This window comes from Spirulina subsalsa FACHB-351, from assembly GCF_026130165.1.
Lineage (GTDB): Bacteria > Cyanobacteriota > Cyanobacteriia > Cyanobacteriales > Spirulinaceae > Spirulina_A > Spirulina_A subsalsa_A.
Map to the genome: position 1 here is coordinate 1 of NZ_JAIHOM010000111.1, position 16,968 is coordinate 16,968.

The following is a 16,968-nucleotide window of genomic DNA, read 5'->3' on the forward strand; positions in this document are numbered from 1 at the left end:
CTCAAAATCGTGTTGTATCTAAACATTTCGGGCTGACCGATACCACGATTATCCATCCAATAACGAAGGACTTTATTTCGGACAAATTGGGATGTCCTAATTGCTTCATTAATGGCGGTTATTTGTTCTGGTTTAGGGTAGACCTTAAACTCGTAGACAAACACGGATGATACTGAGTTAATGGATATCAAATATTATAATAACATGGAATTGAAAAATGGGTAAATCCCACAATATCAGCAAAGAGAATCGTCACATCCTCAAAAAATTCTGCGATCGCCCCCTCGTCCTTTTTCAACCGATCTGCAATAGACCCCGGCAAAACATTCAACAACAAACGTTCCACCTTCTCCCGCTCCCTCGCCAACTCTGCCGCCCCCTGTTCCAGTTGCTTTAACATCCCATTAATCGACTGTCCTAATCCGCTTAACTCATCCGTTCCTCCCATCGGTACCCGCAACGTTAAATCATGACTGTCCCCCACCGCTTGAACGGCATCACTCAAACGAGCTAATCGCAACAAAACCAGTTTTTCTAACAAAATCACCGTTAACCCACCAAATCCCCCCCCAACCACTAATAACGACCCAATTAAATAGCGTAAAGCCCGTTGCCCCTGTTGATAAATCTCTTTACCTATTCCCTATTCCCTATTCCCTATTCCCTATTCCCTAGCCCCACGAGTAGAGTTATTCAGCAGACCCTAATTAACAATTCAGCAGACCTCTTCCCTTCACCATTGCGCTTGGGGTCCAGTCCAAACGGGGGCTTGAGTTTGACCATAAACTATGGGACGATCCTCAGAGGCTAAGGTTGTTTCATTGTCCTGATTAACTGCCCACAAAGGCCAGTGGTCCTCTCCGAGGGTTCCAGCACGAAATAAGACCTGTTGGGGGTAAAGGGTACTCCAACCCAATAACACCGCGTTAGTGTACTGAATGCGCGTCGGAGAGACGGTAGAGGTGCGATTATGAATCCGATCCCACACTACTCCATAGTCGGAAGCTTCGGAAGTACTGAACAATCCCTCAAATTGTCGGGCCAAAAGGCGATCGCCTCCTTCAGACCAAGACACCGGAATTAAAATAGAAATCGCCCCCGGTTGATACGCCTCCTCATTGTCATTAAACGGATTCCCCGCCAAGGGAGAAGTAGCTGTAATCGTTTGTAAATCTCCGGTTCTCAGGTTCTCTAAAAACATCACACTGGTGACACGACTGCCATAGAGACTCTGATCCGTGTACATTTGAATGCGACTATAGGCCGCATATTCGCCATCTGGTGATACTAAAGCCGGACTGCGATAATAACGAGGTTCAGGGTAGGAACTTTGACCAAATTCCGCATAAGTTGCCATGACCCAATTCCAAGGAATCGGATGAGGGCTGTTGAGGGGATCCGCAGCAACTTCGGGTTCAATCATATCAAGGGAAAGATCAGCGACTTGTAAAGGAGGATAAGCAGAAAAAGCATAATCCGTCGGAATCATAACCGTCGGAACGTCATCCCCCTCCACCCAAGTCGGTGAACTGGCTGTAATCCGCACCGTTGAAAGTAACAAGAGCGGTTTTGCATAAGACCAGTCAGAGGAAAACAAAGGTTTGACCATAGAAGTCATAGGATAGGGGAGTGCAACAGCGCTTCGTGCGAGGAGGAACGCTTCAAAAGTGACAGATTCCCTCACCCAATCCAAGATTGGGAGGAGAGTGTCTCGGCGGTTAACTAAACCAAAAAAGGCGACTCCCTTCATCTTATGCAATTTTCGGGATCTTTAAAAAATTTTCCAGAAATATTTTTAATGAAGAAAAAAAAACATCCGCTAAATGACGGAACATTATATCCAGCTTTAGGCGGAATTACTCAAATGACTGTTTTTTCCGCCGTGACCTCCTCCTGACACCGACTAATACGCTAGTACGGGTCGGGCTTCTCCTCTCCCAATCTTGACATCTCTAGGGGAGTGCCGCCAAGCCAGAGTTTGCAATCCGTGCTGGGACGAAATCAGGCTTTATGGCTCTCAATCGCCCAACGAGCTAATTCCGTCCGATTATGTAGATTGGTCTTGTTCAGCATATTCGACACATGACTTTCAATGGTGCGCTGGCTAACCTTGAGTTGCACGGCAATATCTCGGTTGGCCATCCCCTGGGCCACTAATTGCACTACCTTTAATTCTGTAGGGGTTAGTTCTACCCCTTCGGGAACTTGTAAGGTTTGCCCTAACTCAGATCCTTTATTGTGATGAATCAAGCGATTGGCTTGTTTTAGAGAGGATTCCACCTGTGCCACTAACTCTTCGGGTTCAAAGGGCTTCACCATATAGACATCGGCTCCTTTACTTAACCCTTTAACCCGGTCTTGGCTTTGTCCCTTGGCTGAGAGGAATAAAAAGGGAATCCAACTGGTTTGGGGGTTATCTCGGACGTTTTCCACCAAGGCATAACCATCCATTTCTGGCATCATCACATCACAGATGATCATGTCGGGAATCTCCTGTTCCAAGATATCTAGAGCTTCTCGACCGTTTTCTGCTGTCACGACTTGATAACCCCTGAATTCCAAATAATCCTTCACTAAAAGAATTAAATTCGGGTCATCGTCAATCAACAATAGTTTTTTGCTCTCTTTTTGCGCGTTGTCTTTCATCGCCTGATACTCACCATCATGGGACGAGGTGTTCTGGGTTTGTAGTCTAGTCTCTGTATTATCCCCTAAGAATTGGGGTTCCTCTTGTTTTTTTTACAAGTTTCTTCCGGAGTAATCACTTGCGGACTCTTGTGGGGGTGCAGTGGCAGGGGAAACAGGGGGTAGGGGATGACGACACAAAACGTAATCTTGAACGATTTGGTTTTGTAACAAATGTTCTTGAATAATGCGTTCCATGACTTCTGGGGTGACGTTGCCATACCAGACTCCATCGGGATACACCAACAAGATTGGCCCTTCGGTACAAATTCGGAGACAGTTGGTTTTGGTGCGAAAGACACAGGTGGGGCGGTCAGGGGTGGGGGTGTCTAATCCCAACTCTTTCAACCGTTGTTTGAGATAGTCCCAAGTGGCTAAACCTTGCTCTTTAGGACAACATTTGGGTTTGGTTTGGTCGGCACAGAGGAATAGGTGGCGTTGAATTTGGGGAATTCCTAAATTGGCGATCGCTTTTTGTACCACACAACCCGCTACATCTGGCCCTGGCTCTGATTCAGCGACCTTCGATTCTACTCCTGCTGATGGGGTCATCTCTGGGGAATCCAGCATAATTTTTTGCGCGCAAGTGATTCAATTTCCATAAAACCATGCTACACTAGAAAGCTGTGAGTTTTTGGCAACGCCATGAATGCAGAAGAAATTATTCGGTCGATTGAAGCAGAACAGCTAAAAGATGACCTGCCGATCATCCATGTGGGTGACACAGTGCGGGTCGGTGTACGGATTAAAGAAGGCGAAAACAAAGAACGGATTCAACCCTATGAAGGGACTGTCATTGCCAAACGGAATGGGGGCATTAATGAAACCATCACCGTGCGGCGGATTTTCCAAGGGGTTGGTGTAGAGCGGGTGTTCTTACTCCATTCTCCTAGAATCGCTGAGATTAAAATTGTGCGCCGAGGAAAAGTGCGTCGCGCCAAATTGTATTATCTGCGCGATCGCGTGGGCAAAGCGACTCGGATCAAACAACGTTTCGATCGGGCTTTGTGAAAAACTTTTTCCGGTGGAATGGGAAAGGCCGCCCAAAATTTCCCCTTTTGCGTTAAACTGGATTACGAGCCAGATCACCCAAGCTTGCTAAGTCGCTTTGGATTAGAATCTAAAACCCTAGAATCTAGAACCCAAGCTAAACAGCAACAATCAAGGGTCTGCTTGCGCTCTTAGTTCAGTTGGTAGAACGCAGGTCTCCAAAACCTGATGTCGGGGGTTCAAGTCCTCCAGGGCGCGTCTAACCTCAAAACCAGATAATTCATTCTCCCGAATGGAGTGATCTTGGGGATGAAAGTCAGGTATTGTTTCGACCTAACTTTCTCAAGGGTTAAAACCCCCTACCCAAAAGGATCTGAGGCTAGAGTGATTAGAGCAAGCGATTCACTTCGTGACGCTACGCGAACGCAGTTTTGCAATTCGATTCACCCTAACAAAAACTTGCTGCTCATCGTGCAGAACTCGATCATCCGAGGAGGAAGTTGTGGCCAAAAAAAATGTTGCGAACCAAGAGAACTCGAACGGAGGCAATCAACCTCAAGATGGTTCTCCCAAAAACGCTAAAAATAAACCCAAAAACACAGAAGTAGTTTCCTCCAAGGAAACCGACAAAGCATCCGGTTCAGACTTCAGTCCGGTAGAGTTCCTCAAAGAATCCCGGGAGGAACTATCAAAAGTCGTCTGGCCTTCCCGTCAGCAACTGATCAGCGAGTCTGCTGCCGTAATTTTGATGGTGACATTAGTCGCCACCACCATTTACTTTGTAGATAATCTGTTTGTTTGGTTAAGTAGGACGGTGTTCTGATGATGTTTCCCACTGACGAACCCGAAGAGTTTAACACAGAAGAACAGGAAGAAACCTCCCTGCAAAGCAGCACACCAAAAACAGCACGCTGGTATGCTGTGCAAGTTGCGTCAGGCTGCGAAAAGCGGGTTAAGGCCAACCTAGAACAGCGCATTCGCACCCTGGATGTGACCGACCGCATCCTGCAAGTGCAAATCCCCCAAACGCCCACCGTTAAGGTACGCAAAGACGGGACGCGCATCCACGGCGAAGAAAAAGTCTTCCCCGGTTATGTTCTGGTGCAAATGCTACTCGATGATGAATCTTGGCAAGCGGTTAAAAGCACCCCCAATGTGATTAACTTTGTGGGAGCCGAACAGAAGCGCCGCTATGGCAGAGGGCGGGGTCATGTGTTACCTGTTCCCCTCAGTCCCTCAGAAATTGAGCGGATCTTCAAACACGCCCAAGAACAAGAACCCGTGGTCAAAGTGGATATGTCCGTCGGGGATCAAATTATGGTGTTGTCGGGTCCTTTTAAAGATTTTGAAGGCGAAGTTATTGAAGTCAGCCCGGAACGGAGCAAACTCAAAGCCTTGCTTTCGATCTTTGGACGCGATACGCCTGTGGAATTGGAATTTAATCAGGTAGAGAAGAAGAGCTAGAAATGGCGAAAAAAGTTGTTGCCTTAGTGAAATTAGCTTTGCCAGCAGGCAAGGCTGCCGCTACCCCTCCCGTCGGCCCGGCTTTGGGTCAACACGGGGTGAATATCATGGCCTTTGTGAAAGAGTACAACGCCAAAACCGCCGATCAAGCGGGGATGGTGGTTCCGGTGGAAATCTCCATCTATGAAGACCGGAGTTTCACCTTTATTCTCAAAACCCCTCCCGCTTCGGTCTTAATTAAAAAAGCGGCTGGCATTGAAAAAGGCGCGAGCCAACCCAATAAACAAGTGGTGGCGACCATTACCCAAGACCAACTCCGCAAAATTGCCGAAACCAAAATGCCCGACCTCAACGCCAATGATGTAGAAGCGGCTATGCGCATTATTGCCGGAACCGCCAAAAATATGGGCGTAAAAGTCGCGGCTGAATAACCCCGGTACAAGATTAAACCTGCACAACTGAAACAAATGTATTGGGGAGAGGCCAAGGCTTCGTTAGGACCCAAGGAGAAAACATGGTAAAAAAAATTTCCCGTCGTTTGCAAGAGGCTCTGGCCAAGGTAGAGAAGCGCGCCTATGAGCCGTTAGAAGCGCTGAATTTATTAAAAGAAACCGCCACTGCGAAGTTTAACGAAACCGCAGAAGCTCATATCCGTCTGGGCATTGACCCGAAATACACAGACCAACAGTTACGGACAACGGTTTCCTTCCCCAAAGGCACCGGACAAACGGTTCGAGTCGCGGTGATTGCCCGGGGGGAAAAAGTGGCTGAAGCCACCAACGCCGGAGCCGATATTGCTGGGTCTGAAGAACTGATTGAAGAAATCCAAAAAGGGATGATGGACTTTGATCTAGTGATTGCCACCCCGGATATGATGCCCCAAGTGGCTAAATTAGGGCGTTTATTAGGGCCACGAGGCTTAATGCCCTCACCCAAGGCTGGCACCGTGACTATGGACATTGCCGGGGCTATTGATGAGTTCAAAGCCGGGAAACAAGAATTTCGGGCTGACCGAACGGGCATCGTTCATGTTATGTTTGGTAAGGCATCATTTTCCCCAGAAGATTTATTGACCAACTTAAAGGCACTGCAAGAAGTGATTGATCGCAATCGTCCTTCTGGTGCAAAGGGCCGGTACTGGCGTAGTGTGTATGTGTCGGCTTCTATGGGGCCTGCCATTGAAGTGGATATTAACGCACTCCGCGACCTAAAACTGGATGCAGCCTAGTTCAGGCTAGGTTCAACTAAGACAATTGCATACTGTACAACACCAAAGACAGCAGAAGTCTCACCAGACTTAATTTTCTGCCGAGGTGGAGTCTGTTACAGTTTCTACCTTTGGATTCCTGGTCCCAAACAGAGAATCCAATGCTGGGAACTGTAACACTCTGACCCCGGCGAATCTGTCGGGGTCTTGTTGTCACAGGACGCATACTATCCCAAGCAAATAAGGAGGTGACAGGATATGGGGAGGACTCGGGAAAACAAGGCCGAGATTATCGCCGATCTCAAGACTAGTCTGAGTGAGGCGCAATTAACGGTTGTTTTCGATTACCAAGGACTCTCGGTGGGCGAAATCGGTGATTTACGCGACCGAGTACGTCCGACCGGAACCGTCTGTACGGTGACGAAAAATACCTTAATGCGGTTAGCCGTAGAAGAGGATGACAATTGGCGACCGATGACGGAATTTCTGTCCGGTTCCAATGCTTTCCTGTTCGTTAAGGATGATATTGGTGGGGCTATTCGCGCTTACCAGGAGTTCAAGAAAGTCAGTAAGAAAACTGAATTCCGGGGTGGCGTGATGCAGGGGCGCGCCTTGAATGAAGAACAAGTTAAGGCGATCGCAGACCTGCCCTCCAAAGAAGAACTCATGGCCCAAATCGCTGGGGCGATCAACTCGATTGCCACCCAGCTGGCCGTGGGAATCAACGAAGTGCCTTCGTCTTTGGCACGGGGAATCAACGAAGTGCCGGCCTCTGTGGGTCGTGTCATTCAAGCCAAGGCTCAAAAAGACCAAGAAGGCTAAATTCCCCAAAAAAAAGTCCGCCCTCACAGCGGACCCCAATCCAGAACACAATGATTATCTCTATCTATAAGGAGTTTACCAATGTCTGCTGCAACTGAAGAAATTCTCGAAAAGCTAAAATCTCTGACCCTGCTGGAAGCTTCTGAATTAGTTAAACAAATTGAAGAAGCCTTTGGTGTGAGTGCTGCGGCTCCGGCTGGCGGCATGATGATGATGGCCCCCGGTGCTGCTGTGGGTGGTGCTGCGGCCGCAGAAGAAGTCGAAGAAAAAACCGAATTCGATGTCATTCTCGAAGAGTTCCCTGCCGACAAGAAAATTGCCATCCTCAAAGTCGTGCGCGGTATCACGGGCTTGGGCCTCAAAGAAGCCAAAGAATTGGTCGAATCTGTGCCTAAACCCGTCAAAGAAGCCACCGGCAAAGATGATGCTGAATCGGTCAAGAAACAGCTCGAAGAAGCTGGGGCTAAAGTCAGCGTTAAATAGAGCTTAATTTGAAATCAACATTAGAGGTCTAGGTTAACTAGACCTCTTTTTTGGCTTGTTGGACAAACCATGTCATTTGTCGCAAAATCCCCCGTAATAGAGCTACTTCTTGGGGGGTTAAATCGGCCCGACCATACAAACGGCGAAATTTTTCCATTTTAGCCCCGGCTGTGTGGGGGTAAAGATAACCGATTTGCAGTAAAACCTGTTCAAGATGTTGGTAGTAGCCCTCTAAGGTTTCTAAGGGGGCTGTGGTGGGTCTGAGGGCAGGGGGAAGGTCTTCTGGGGTTGTTTGATATAACTCGTAAGCACAAACAGCCACCGCTTGGGCTAGGTTGAGGGACGGATAAACCGGATTGGCCGGAATACTAACACAGCGCTGGGCATAGTGGAGTTCTTGATTGGTTAATCCACTATCTTCCCGCCCAAAAATCACCGCAGAAGGGGCATTTTGCGCCCTTAACCAAGGGAAGACAACCCGAGGGGTTTCTAGAGGCAGGGGAACTGTCCCCTCCCGTCCTGTGGTCGCTACAGCATGATAACAGCCTTGTAAAGCTTCGGGTAGACTCTCCACTTGGCGCGCTTGGGCTAACACATCATCCCCATGTACCGCCATTCGTCGGGCTTCTTCCCCCCAAGGATCACATTGAGGATTGACTAAGACCAATTGGGACAACCCCATATTTTTCATCACCCGTGCTACTGCACCCACATTGAGGGGGCCGGCAGGTTCTACTAAAATAATCCGAATCTGTTCAAGGGTCATGAGGTCGGGGCGATTAGAACGGAATATCATCTAAATCCGGTTCATTGTCACTTGAGGAAAAACCCGAGGGGACTGTTACAGGTTCTGGTGGGGGAGCAACGGGGGCAGGGTTGGGGGCTTTGTTATAGTTGAGAGGGACGACATTACTGGGACGGGGAGAGGCCTCCGAGGTGGACTGGGAGGTGAGGGTGGGGGAGAATGTGCCGTCTTGTTTGTAAATCCGAGAGACGGATAATTCTGCGCGCTTTTCTTTATAGCCTTCGGGACGGTCAATGGTGTTCATTCTCAGACTGCCTTGGAGAATAACGCGATCGCCAACTTGATAACTTTCTTGAATATCTGTGGCTAAATTTCCCCACCCCACCGCTTTTAAGGTCATGGGAGGATCTTCCTCCCGTCCCCCCTCAAACTCCACAATCATAGAAGCGACGGGGGTTTGATTGTCTTGGGTATAACGCAATTCTGGGGCTTGCACAATCCGTGCCATCAAAATACAAGTATTCATAGTTTTCGGGGTAGTTTCTAAGCCATAGACCTAGTGTAGAGTTTTTGTATTACTATCGCAACTGTTGATTAACTCTTGTCTAGGGAATCGGGAGCAATTATTAATTATTAATTAGGGCTTGCTGAATAACTTGGGGAGCAGGGGAGCAGGGGAGCAATTATCAATTATCAATTATCAATTATCAATTATCAATTCCCTCTGTTAATCCTGCTGGGTAAATCCTTAAACCCTCAGCCCCAACGGCCTGCATTTTCGCCCCATTTTCTTGGGCTAAGGCAATCCGCCCCGTCAGTCGAGGCAATAATACTTGCCATTGCAAGGGAGAAAGTTCTCCCACCCAACTGATAACGGTTTCTTCTCTCACTGTTATTTCTTCTTCCATTAATAAATTCATCACGACAAAAGAAAGGATTAAGTTGGCGTTTTCTTCACTCACTCCCGTATGATCAATGAGTAATGTCACCTGTTCCGGTTGGGGATGTTGGGCAATAGTATAAATGGCATGACCGAGGTTTTCGGCAATGGTTTCCTCCTCTTGAGTCCAGTCCGGGAAAATAATTAAGTTACTCTCTTTAAGTTGTAAAAAGTCTAAGGTAGCGAGTAATAAATTTTCTTGCACTGTAGCCGCCATTTTAGCCCAAGTAAATTGTTGGGCTTGTTTTAACCCTTGATTGATTAAATCCTGTCGAATCAGGGGTTTTTGTACTTCACAGAGGGCATTCGTCATGCCGTCTACGTCATACTCATTAATATAAATTGCTGCCTCTCCAGCAACTTCGGGAATGGAAGCATTGGCGCAAGTGATCACCGGACAACCACAGGCCATTGCTTCTAAAATGGGCAAGCCAAAGCCTTCATATTTGGACGGATAAACTAAGGCAATTGCTCCCCCATAGGCTAATCTCAATTCCTCGTCACTCAGTCTTAATAAATGGATGATCGTCCCGGGGACTAAATTTCTTAATTTATCTTCTAAAATACCATAGGTTCCTGTACAAACTAATTCAAAACCTTGGCGGGAACAGAGTTGGGCAAAGGCTTTAAAAAACAGGGGGGCGTTTTTATAGCCCGTGCCGGGGGCGGAGAGGAGAAAATAAGGCTTTTGGATGCCATATTTCAGTTTAAATTGTTGAATGTCTGTCGCTGTGGGGGGGGTAAAGGGGGCTTTTACGCCACAGTGGGCAACGGTGACGGAGGAGACATGGGAGAAGAGTTTTTGTAAGTCTTGGGCGGTGTTGTGGGAAATGGCTAGAAAGGCGCTAGCGCGTTGGATAGCGGCGTGTTTTTCTTGCCACATGGGGTTATTAAAGTTAGCCCCTAAGACTTCGGGAATCATATCATAGGCCATGAAGACGGAAGGGGTGGAGGTGGGGAAACTGTAGTAGGTTGAGATGAATAAGTCGGCTTGATTGCGATCGCATAATTCCTGTAATTGGGCGTGATCTGCCGCTAAATCGTTATAATTATGCTCCGGTAACGTTTGATATTGAATCCCGGCAACTTTCGGCGCACTCCCTGCCCGATCAATTACAATCAAATGCCGTCCAAATTCCTGTCTAGCCCACTCTTCTAACAAACTCCTCCACACCCTCGCAATACCCGTTTGATAACGTTGGAAAAATACCCCGTCAATCACAATAATCGGTTTGGGAGGGCTAAGTTTAGCTGGGGACAACGGCAGGGCATTTAAGTTAAAAGTCCAAGCCCCTGTTTCCTCTTTTTTCATAATAGGTTCAATGCCCAAGGGGATACTATGATCGACCATTGTATCATCCCCCACCCAAGGGAAATATTCCCGCAATAACACCGGAAACTGTTCGGCAGCTTGCAGTTGTTGCCAGTAATTTAAAGCTTTGGCATAGCCATAATACTGTTCCTTAAACTGCAATTGTTCCGGCAAAACATAGGCAAAATGTTGAAAAATTAACCCCTTTTGTTCTGTTTCGGTGTGAGTAAATGGATTGACGGCGGCTACATTACGAAACTTCCCATCGGCTAAGGGTTCAACTAATACAGGCGGTTCATGGGCTGCCCAAAAATAACCGGGTTTATAACGCCATGTTCTCAGCCAATCTTGTTGAGGATTTTGGCTGTAACAGTTGCGCGTGGTGATGATTAAATCCTCTCCCACAAAGTACCAACACCAATAATAAGCCGCCGTTTTTTCCGGGTGACTAATAAATAAGTTCCACGTCTGTTTAATTTGCTCAACAGTCCACAATTCATCTACATCAATCTGCCATAATAAACAGTCTTCTTGAATGTTTTTGAGGGGAGCGTTCACCATGTCCCGTTTCCCTTCCCAGAATGTGCCTTTAGGTTGACGATAGAGGGTAATTTGATCTGGGTATTGGGCAACTAATTGATCTAAGTAGTCTGATGTGCCATCGTGACTTAATCCTTCCCGATGGATAGAGTCGGTTACTTGTCCCCCTAACTTCACACTCCAAGCTGTATCATGTTTTAAGTCCGCTACCCCTTCCACAATATGCCAGTGCCACGGAAAGGGTAATTGTTGCAAGATTTCAATGTGGTAACGGATAAAAGGTTCTCCGTTTAAAACAATGGTGAAAAAGTGAACGGGGAGGGCAGGAAAGGCAATATAGTTTTCATAAAAAGCAGAGGAATCATGGATTAATTCGCCGATTTCTCCCTCTGGAGTGATTTCGTGGCACTCATACCCTTGGGCGGCTAAAATATTAAAGGTTTCTTGGGCAGTTTTATTTAAGCCCTCTAGCATTTTTTGCGAGATTTCAAATTGAATAAACTGCACTTTTTTCTCGGCTAGGAGTTGCTCTGCTCCTTGAAAAACATAACTTTCTGCGCCCTCTACATCGACTTTTAAAAAGTCTATTTTCTCAACATTATGCTCTTGACAAAAGGTGTCTAATGTGATAGCTTCGACTTGTTCGGTTTTGACAATCGGCACAATTTCATAGTTGCCGTGAGGGTCACTCATCACAGGTTTTCCTAAGCTATTCCACGCGGAATAATCGTCGGGGAATTCGTTAAATTCTAAGGTGGTATTGTCGGCGTAGACGGCCTTTTGTGTCAGGGTAATATTATTGAGTTGATACTCGGCTAAACGGGTTTGGAGTTGAGCAAAAATGCTAGAAGTTGGTTCAAAGGCATAGACTCGTCCAAAGTAACCGACTAACTGGCTCAGGAGGATGGAATAATCACCAATATTCGCCCCCACATCAAAGACGGTGGCGCGTTTGGAAACTAGGTTTTCTACCAGTTTTTGTTCTTTTTGTTCGGGATTTAAAGCTAGTTGGGTGAGAATGTCTTGTTTTTTGTAGGGGGATGTGTTGCGTTTAAAGATGGCGTAGCCGTTTCTGATTTGGCGATTTTCGGCAATCAATTCATATTGCCAATCGGCGGCTAAACGGTAGTAGTTTTTATAGTTTTTATAGGTGTTGATATCATCAAGCAGGATAAAGGTTGAACCATAAACGGCTTGTAGTTCGGCTTCTCCGGTGAATTCTGAACCATCAATGAGGACGAGATCAAATTGTTCTAGTTGCTGTTCTTGTTTAATGTGTTCAATGCCGTTTTCTGTCGCGCCCCACTGCTGAACGTATTCAATATCTTGTTGTAGCCAGTTTAAAACGGTGGGGAGGGGATAGGCGTTTAATCCGGTGTGGTATTGGGTATAAAATTCTTCGACTTCGTTGGGTGTGGGGAATTGGTTTAAGTGGACGGAGGAGAGGTTATAGCAGTGAACAAAGGGATAGTTTTGATAGGTTTTCTTAAGTTCACGAAAGCGAGGTTTGGAGATTTCTAAGCAGAATAAACGGGGGTGATGGGGGTTTTTTGCTAATCCTGTGACAAAGGCTTCGGTACTGCCTCCCCCGGAAGATGAACCAATTTCTAATACGGTTTCGATGGGTTCGTTGGCGGTTAGTTGAATGATGAGATCGTAAAATTCATCATGTTTGATTTCTGGGGGAATAATACGGTCTAGTTCGGAGGAAGACATGGAGCATTTTGGCAGTAGATGGCAGGAGAAAATCAAGGGTCAGATGGTTGGGGGGGTGGGGGTTTCCCTCTATTCTTTTCTCTCATTCTGTTGGACTTTTTGAGGTTTGATCTGGGTTTTTCAACCCTAAAGTGGTGAGGATGAAACGGTGAGAGATGGTGAAAAAAATTAGGTTTTGAAAAAAATTAGGTTTTTTTAGGGGGTTGCTAAAGTTGGGAATTTTTGGTAAGATATTCTTACATAATGGGAGTGGTTTTGCTTATCGATAGGCGCAACCACTCCCATTCTGATGAAATTATTTGAATTCTACCGAAAAAATGAGCGCCTGTCAAGGGGTTTTATCCCCCTATTCCCTAGGGTTTACTGAATAAGCCCAACGCTAGACTTAACAAGGGAATTGATAATTAATAATTAATAATTGACAATTGTCAATTATTCCTGACTCCCCCTGCTCCCCAAGTTATTCAGCAAGCCCTACCTATTCCCTATTTTGTTGGGTTACGCTGTCGCTTCACCCAACCTACAAATCGCTACAAATCGCTGGTTACTGTTCCGGGGGAGGCACAATAATTTCACCGGATTCGATGGCTTCGAGTTGCTGTTTAATAGCTCTTAATTCTTCCTGTTGTTGGGGAGAATCGGCGCTTAAAGTAATGAGTTTATCAATCTGTTCGATGGCCTGATCATACTGTTGCAGTTCAATATGGACGGCGGCAATGCCTTGTAGAACGTCAACATTTTCGGGTTCTAATTCGGCCCACTTTTCTAGGGGTTCTAGGGCTCCGGCTACGTTCCCCATGCCGATGCGAGTTTGGACTAATCCCTCTAGGGCAGTGCGGTTGTCCGGTTCTCGTTCTAGGAGAAGCTCATAATTGCGTTCTTGGACAGCTAACTGCTGATTGATGGCAGCTTCTTCCGTTTGGGGGGCATTTTGGCCTCGTTGACGGTTGCTAGTTAATAAACTGGCTGCCCCAAAAGCGCCAGTCCCTAAGAAGGCAATACCAGACACAACAATTAAAATACGCTGAACAAGGGATCTTTCAGATTTAGCCATAAAGCCAAGAATTAGAAGCGGTTAGAACTAGGTTGACGATAACATTTCGATAGAACAATCAGCAATGCGACGGGCAGCACCGGGGATTCCCATGCGTTTCTTGCCATTGTCGCCGATGATTTGTAATAAATCGGGTTTGCTTAGGACTCCTTTAATGGTGTTTCCTACGTCTTGGGGTTTTTTGGCTAACATGACGGAAACACCGAGTAAACGGGTTTGGGCTTCGGCAAATTGGGGGTTAAATTGGGGGCCTTTGCCGGGGAGGGAAATGGCGGGTTTGCCTAAACCGACGAATTGTTCTGTGGCGGTGCCGGCCATGGCGATCGCAACATCGGCGGCTAACAAACAAGCATGATAGGCTTGTTGGGTTAGCACTAACTGGGCTTTCCCTTGACTAAAAATAAAGGCTTCGGTGTCTAAAAAGGGGACTGTTTTGGGAAATTCGCTCTCCTCTTGCCAACCAGCGGCCTCTAGTGCTTGAATTAGGGGTTGAGGATCTAGACTAGATGCGATCGCGCCGAGGAAGATTTGCGATCGCCCTTGAAACGCCTCCTGTACCCCCGGCAAGGCTTCCAGAATCGTCTCCCAGTTGTGATATACTTCAGGCGCTCTAGACCCCGGCAGTAGGGCTACCGTCAAGGGTCGATTTTTCTCCTGCCACTCGGGGATATTGCGAATATAATCCGGGTTTGAGGACTCGGCGATCAGATCATCCATCATGGGGTTGCCCAAATCAAAGGCCTTAATCCCAAAGCGGTTTAAGGTGTTGGTGGTAATGGTATCCCTCGGAAACACCGCCCGACAGTTGGGGCGCTGCATTAACCATCGTTCCCAAGGCAAATAAACGGAACCGGACCAACCTTCTCGCTGACGATTTTTGGATAACCAACCCGCCTCATCCCGTAAATAATACTCCGACTTAGCGGTTCCCACAAAGGCATAGGGAGCGCCACTCAACCAACCTAACAGTAAGGGGACAATATCCCCCACAGCCAAGATAACTCCTTCCCGTTTGCCCCACTTGCGCACTAAACGATACTGGGCCCAAGTCAGACCAATGAGGCCCCCGCGCACATCATTCCATAACTGTCGCCCATCCATGTAGATAAAGCCTCCCGAGGGCATTTTCTTCACGGGTCCGACAATGGGGATAGCGGCCTGAACATAGGCGTGTCCTTCCCCTACCAAGGGCAAGGCCGCCACCTCCGGGGCGTTGGGATGTTCCTGCAATTGTTTTAAAATCCGCACGGCGATCGCATCTTCACCGTGACCATTACTCAAACATAGTAATTTCATGCCAAATCAGGGGGATGAGCAGAGCAGAACTTGACCATCCCTATTATGGATTGACCGGGCATAAATGCAAGGGATTTTTTGCCCAAAACGGGGAAAATGCCCTAAACACAGCCCTCAATGTAGCCCACCTCCGGCATTTTCCCGCTCCGAATCCGGGTGATGCGCCCTTGGGCATCGGTTTCAAAGACTACGCGATAATTGCGCTGTGCGCTGTCTTGGGGCATGAAAAAGAGATATTTCCCCCCCGGCACATATTCGTGGGGTTCTGCGACGATTTGACCGGGGTAGAGGGAACGAATGCGAGCCTCTGTATCCCCAACTTTTGCGCCGCTGAGGGTGCTAAGGCGGGGGTTGCCTGTTTCCACCCGAGCGATTTTGCCCTCTGTCACCATGAATAACACATCGGTTAGGTTCGGGGGACGATAGAACAAACATCCGTACTCCTCTCCTCCACTGGCCTGTTGAGTGAAGGTCATTCCTGTCACCTGTGACGCTTGGGCGATTGTCATGCCCACTTGTACCGGACCCATTCCCGTTAGGGTGAGTTTGGATTGCTCCGTGAGGGGAGTAGGAGACTGTTGTTGCTGGTTAGATTGGGGGGTGTTAGTGGGTTTTTGGAGTAAGTCTAGACAGTGATTTTCGCCACTGTGATCGGCTAAACAGTTGCCATGGCGATCGCGAATCACCACCTGATCAACCGTAGGAAACTGCTTCAGTGTGGCTTCTAGGGTACTCCGTAACTGGGCATCATGACCTAATCCCTTAAGCGTTACGGTGCGGCAAAATTGGAGATCCGCGACTTGATTGGCGATCGCTAACTTAAAATCCTCCCCACAATTAGACGCACCGCTTAATTCCAACAGCGACTTTAACCCCAGTCTAGCTTCTGCTTCCGTTGGCCCCACCATCAACTGATTCACCGCGAAACGCGCCACCCCTTGACTGCTCGTCTGCCGCCAAACCGGTTCAACATAGGTAAAATCCTCATCACTTTCCGGGCTTTTAGCAAAATACACCCGCACCGCCACCTCTTCAGGCCCGCTAGTTTGGGGGACTTGTGTCGTCTGGGTGCTTTCCGTCTCCGTCGGGCTTTCTAGCGTCGTTTCTGGGCTGGCGCTGCTCCCATTGCCATCCTCAACAGAGGACAATTCAGGCGTTGCACAACCGACCAGTAACCAGAAAGGAACAAATGCACTTAATACAAAAGTTGATAAAAATTTAGCATTAAACATAATCAATAGGACCTCTATCATTCTTAGGGATTCGTAACCCTTTCCTTTGATCTACAAGCTAAATCCTTAGGGTTTAGGAAAAAACGCCAATTGTGCAACTTTCCCAAGCGCACCTCAAACCCTCTTGTTTTCTGACCTTGTAGTGATTAGGGGCTATTGCATCCACCCAGAAGGTGTGTAGTCCTTTGTCCTTGGGAGATTAAGGGCTAAAGCCCAACAACGAACTAGGTTGGTCGTCACCCCATTTTAAATCGTTAAAATAGGGTTAAGATGCCTCAGACTGCTCCCCCTGAACGAAGAAATCAGACAAAATTTCAATTGCACCAAACCCATTCCCCTTAACCGCTCTGAGAACAATTACCGATCATGTTTTCTTGAAAGCCCCGATACTTTAGGACGGGGATGAAAAGAAAAACAGTATGTAACCCGCGAAGCGTCAACACTTAATGAGCCTTGCCAGTTTTATTAAGTGTGTTATAATG

At 47.3% G+C, this 16,968-nt stretch carries 17 protein-coding genes, 1 tRNA gene, 1 pseudogene and 1 other annotated feature; of the genes and pseudogenes, 8 read left to right on the plus strand and 11 right to left on the minus strand.

Features of this window, described 5'->3' with window-relative positions:
• From K4A83_RS17855 to K4A83_RS17875, 5 genes are all read right to left on the minus strand, one after another.
• On the minus strand, window positions 1-164 hold a 164-nt coding region (locus K4A83_RS17855), incomplete at its 3' end, for a helix-turn-helix domain-containing protein (protein ID WP_265266030.1).
• Window positions 165-187: 23 nt separating this feature from the next.
• Window positions 188-547: a HAMP domain-containing protein gene (locus tag K4A83_RS17860; RefSeq protein WP_265266013.1), complete on the minus strand. Its 360-nt coding sequence runs from the start codon at window positions 545-547 to the stop codon at window positions 188-190.
• Window positions 548-733: 186 nt separating this feature from the next.
• Window positions 734-1,618: a hypothetical protein gene (locus K4A83_RS17865; RefSeq protein WP_265266015.1), complete on the minus strand. Its 885-nt coding sequence runs from the start codon at window positions 1,616-1,618 to the stop codon at window positions 734-736.
• Between the two features lie 383 nt (window positions 1,619-2,001).
• On the minus strand, window positions 2,002-2,646 hold the full coding sequence (locus K4A83_RS17870) for a response regulator transcription factor (RefSeq protein ID WP_265266016.1): 645 nt from the start codon (window positions 2,644-2,646) through the stop codon (window positions 2,002-2,004).
• Between the two features lie 93 nt (window positions 2,647-2,739).
• Complete coding sequence (locus K4A83_RS17875) at window positions 2,740-3,255, minus strand: (2Fe-2S) ferredoxin domain-containing protein (protein ID WP_265266017.1); 516 nt, start codon at window positions 3,253-3,255, stop codon at window positions 2,740-2,742.
• A 75-nt stretch (window positions 3,256-3,330) separates the two neighbouring features.
• Between K4A83_RS17875 and rplS the strand changes: the two genes are divergently transcribed.
• The 8 genes and pseudogenes from rplS (at window position 3,331) to rplL (ending at window position 7,651) form a co-directional block, all read left to right on the plus strand.
• On the plus strand, window positions 3,331-3,696 hold the full coding sequence (rplS, locus tag K4A83_RS17880; protein WP_017304595.1) for a 50S ribosomal protein L19: 366 nt from the start codon (window positions 3,331-3,333) through the stop codon (window positions 3,694-3,696).
• Window positions 3,697-3,860: 164 nt separating this feature from the next.
• Window positions 3,861-3,933 (plus strand) — tRNA-Trp (locus K4A83_RS17885).
• 343 nt (window positions 3,934-4,276) lie between these two features.
• Window positions 4,277-4,498, plus strand: a pseudogene (secE, locus tag K4A83_RS17890) (preprotein translocase subunit SecE); the annotation flags it as partial.
• Window positions 4,498-5,139 (plus strand): transcription termination/antitermination protein NusG, encoded by a 642-nt coding sequence (gene nusG / locus K4A83_RS17895; protein ID WP_265266019.1) that lies wholly within the window; start codon window positions 4,498-4,500, stop codon window positions 5,137-5,139. The pseudogene secE and the gene nusG, both read left to right, overlap by 1 nt.
• 2 nt (window positions 5,140-5,141) lie before the next feature.
• Complete coding sequence (gene rplK / locus K4A83_RS17900) at window positions 5,142-5,570, plus strand: 50S ribosomal protein L11 (RefSeq protein ID WP_017304592.1); 429 nt, start codon at window positions 5,142-5,144, stop codon at window positions 5,568-5,570.
• Between the two features lie 83 nt (window positions 5,571-5,653).
• The gene (rplA, locus tag K4A83_RS17905) at window positions 5,654-6,367 is read left to right on the plus strand and encodes a 50S ribosomal protein L1 (protein ID WP_265266020.1); all 714 of its coding nucleotides are present in this window, start codon (window positions 5,654-5,656) and stop codon (window positions 6,365-6,367) included.
• 24 nt (window positions 6,368-6,391) lie between these two features.
• Window positions 6,392-6,567, plus strand: a sequence feature (ribosomal protein L10 leader region).
• A 37-nt stretch (window positions 6,568-6,604) separates the two neighbouring features.
• Window positions 6,605-7,168, plus strand: coding sequence for a 50S ribosomal protein L10 (rplJ, locus tag K4A83_RS17910; protein ID WP_265266021.1), 564 nt, complete (start codon window positions 6,605-6,607; stop codon window positions 7,166-7,168).
• A gap of 81 nt (window positions 7,169-7,249) precedes the next feature.
• Window positions 7,250-7,651, plus strand: a complete 402-nt coding sequence (gene rplL / locus K4A83_RS17915; RefSeq protein ID WP_265266022.1) for a 50S ribosomal protein L7/L12 — start codon at window positions 7,250-7,252, stop codon at window positions 7,649-7,651.
• 37 nt (window positions 7,652-7,688) lie between these two features.
• Here rplL and K4A83_RS17920 read toward each other — a convergent pair whose 3' ends face one another.
• From K4A83_RS17920 to K4A83_RS17945, 6 genes are all read right to left on the minus strand, one after another.
• Window positions 7,689-8,417: an RNA methyltransferase gene (locus K4A83_RS17920; RefSeq protein WP_407810110.1), complete on the minus strand. Its 729-nt coding sequence runs from the start codon at window positions 8,415-8,417 to the stop codon at window positions 7,689-7,691.
• Between the two features lie 13 nt (window positions 8,418-8,430).
• Window positions 8,431-8,922, minus strand: coding sequence for a single-stranded DNA-binding protein (locus tag K4A83_RS17925; protein WP_265266024.1), 492 nt, complete (start codon window positions 8,920-8,922; stop codon window positions 8,431-8,433).
• 181 nt (window positions 8,923-9,103) lie between these two features.
• Entirely contained in the window at window positions 9,104-12,904 is a 3,801-nt protein-coding gene (locus K4A83_RS17930; RefSeq protein ID WP_265266026.1) for an FkbM family methyltransferase, read from the minus strand.
• 544 nt (window positions 12,905-13,448) lie between these two features.
• Window positions 13,449-13,958 (minus strand): tetratricopeptide repeat protein, encoded by a 510-nt coding sequence (locus tag K4A83_RS17935; protein WP_265266027.1) that lies wholly within the window; start codon window positions 13,956-13,958, stop codon window positions 13,449-13,451.
• Between the two features lie 27 nt (window positions 13,959-13,985).
• Entirely contained in the window at window positions 13,986-15,254 is a 1,269-nt protein-coding gene (locus K4A83_RS17940; protein WP_265266028.1) for a lipid-A-disaccharide synthase-related protein, read from the minus strand.
• Between the two features lie 101 nt (window positions 15,255-15,355).
• Window positions 15,356-16,486 carry a hypothetical protein gene (locus tag K4A83_RS17945; protein ID WP_265266029.1) on the minus strand — a complete coding sequence of 377 codons (1,131 nt, stop codon included), beginning with the start codon at window positions 16,484-16,486 and terminating at the stop codon, window positions 15,356-15,358.
• Window positions 16,487-16,968 lie beyond the last annotated feature (482 nt).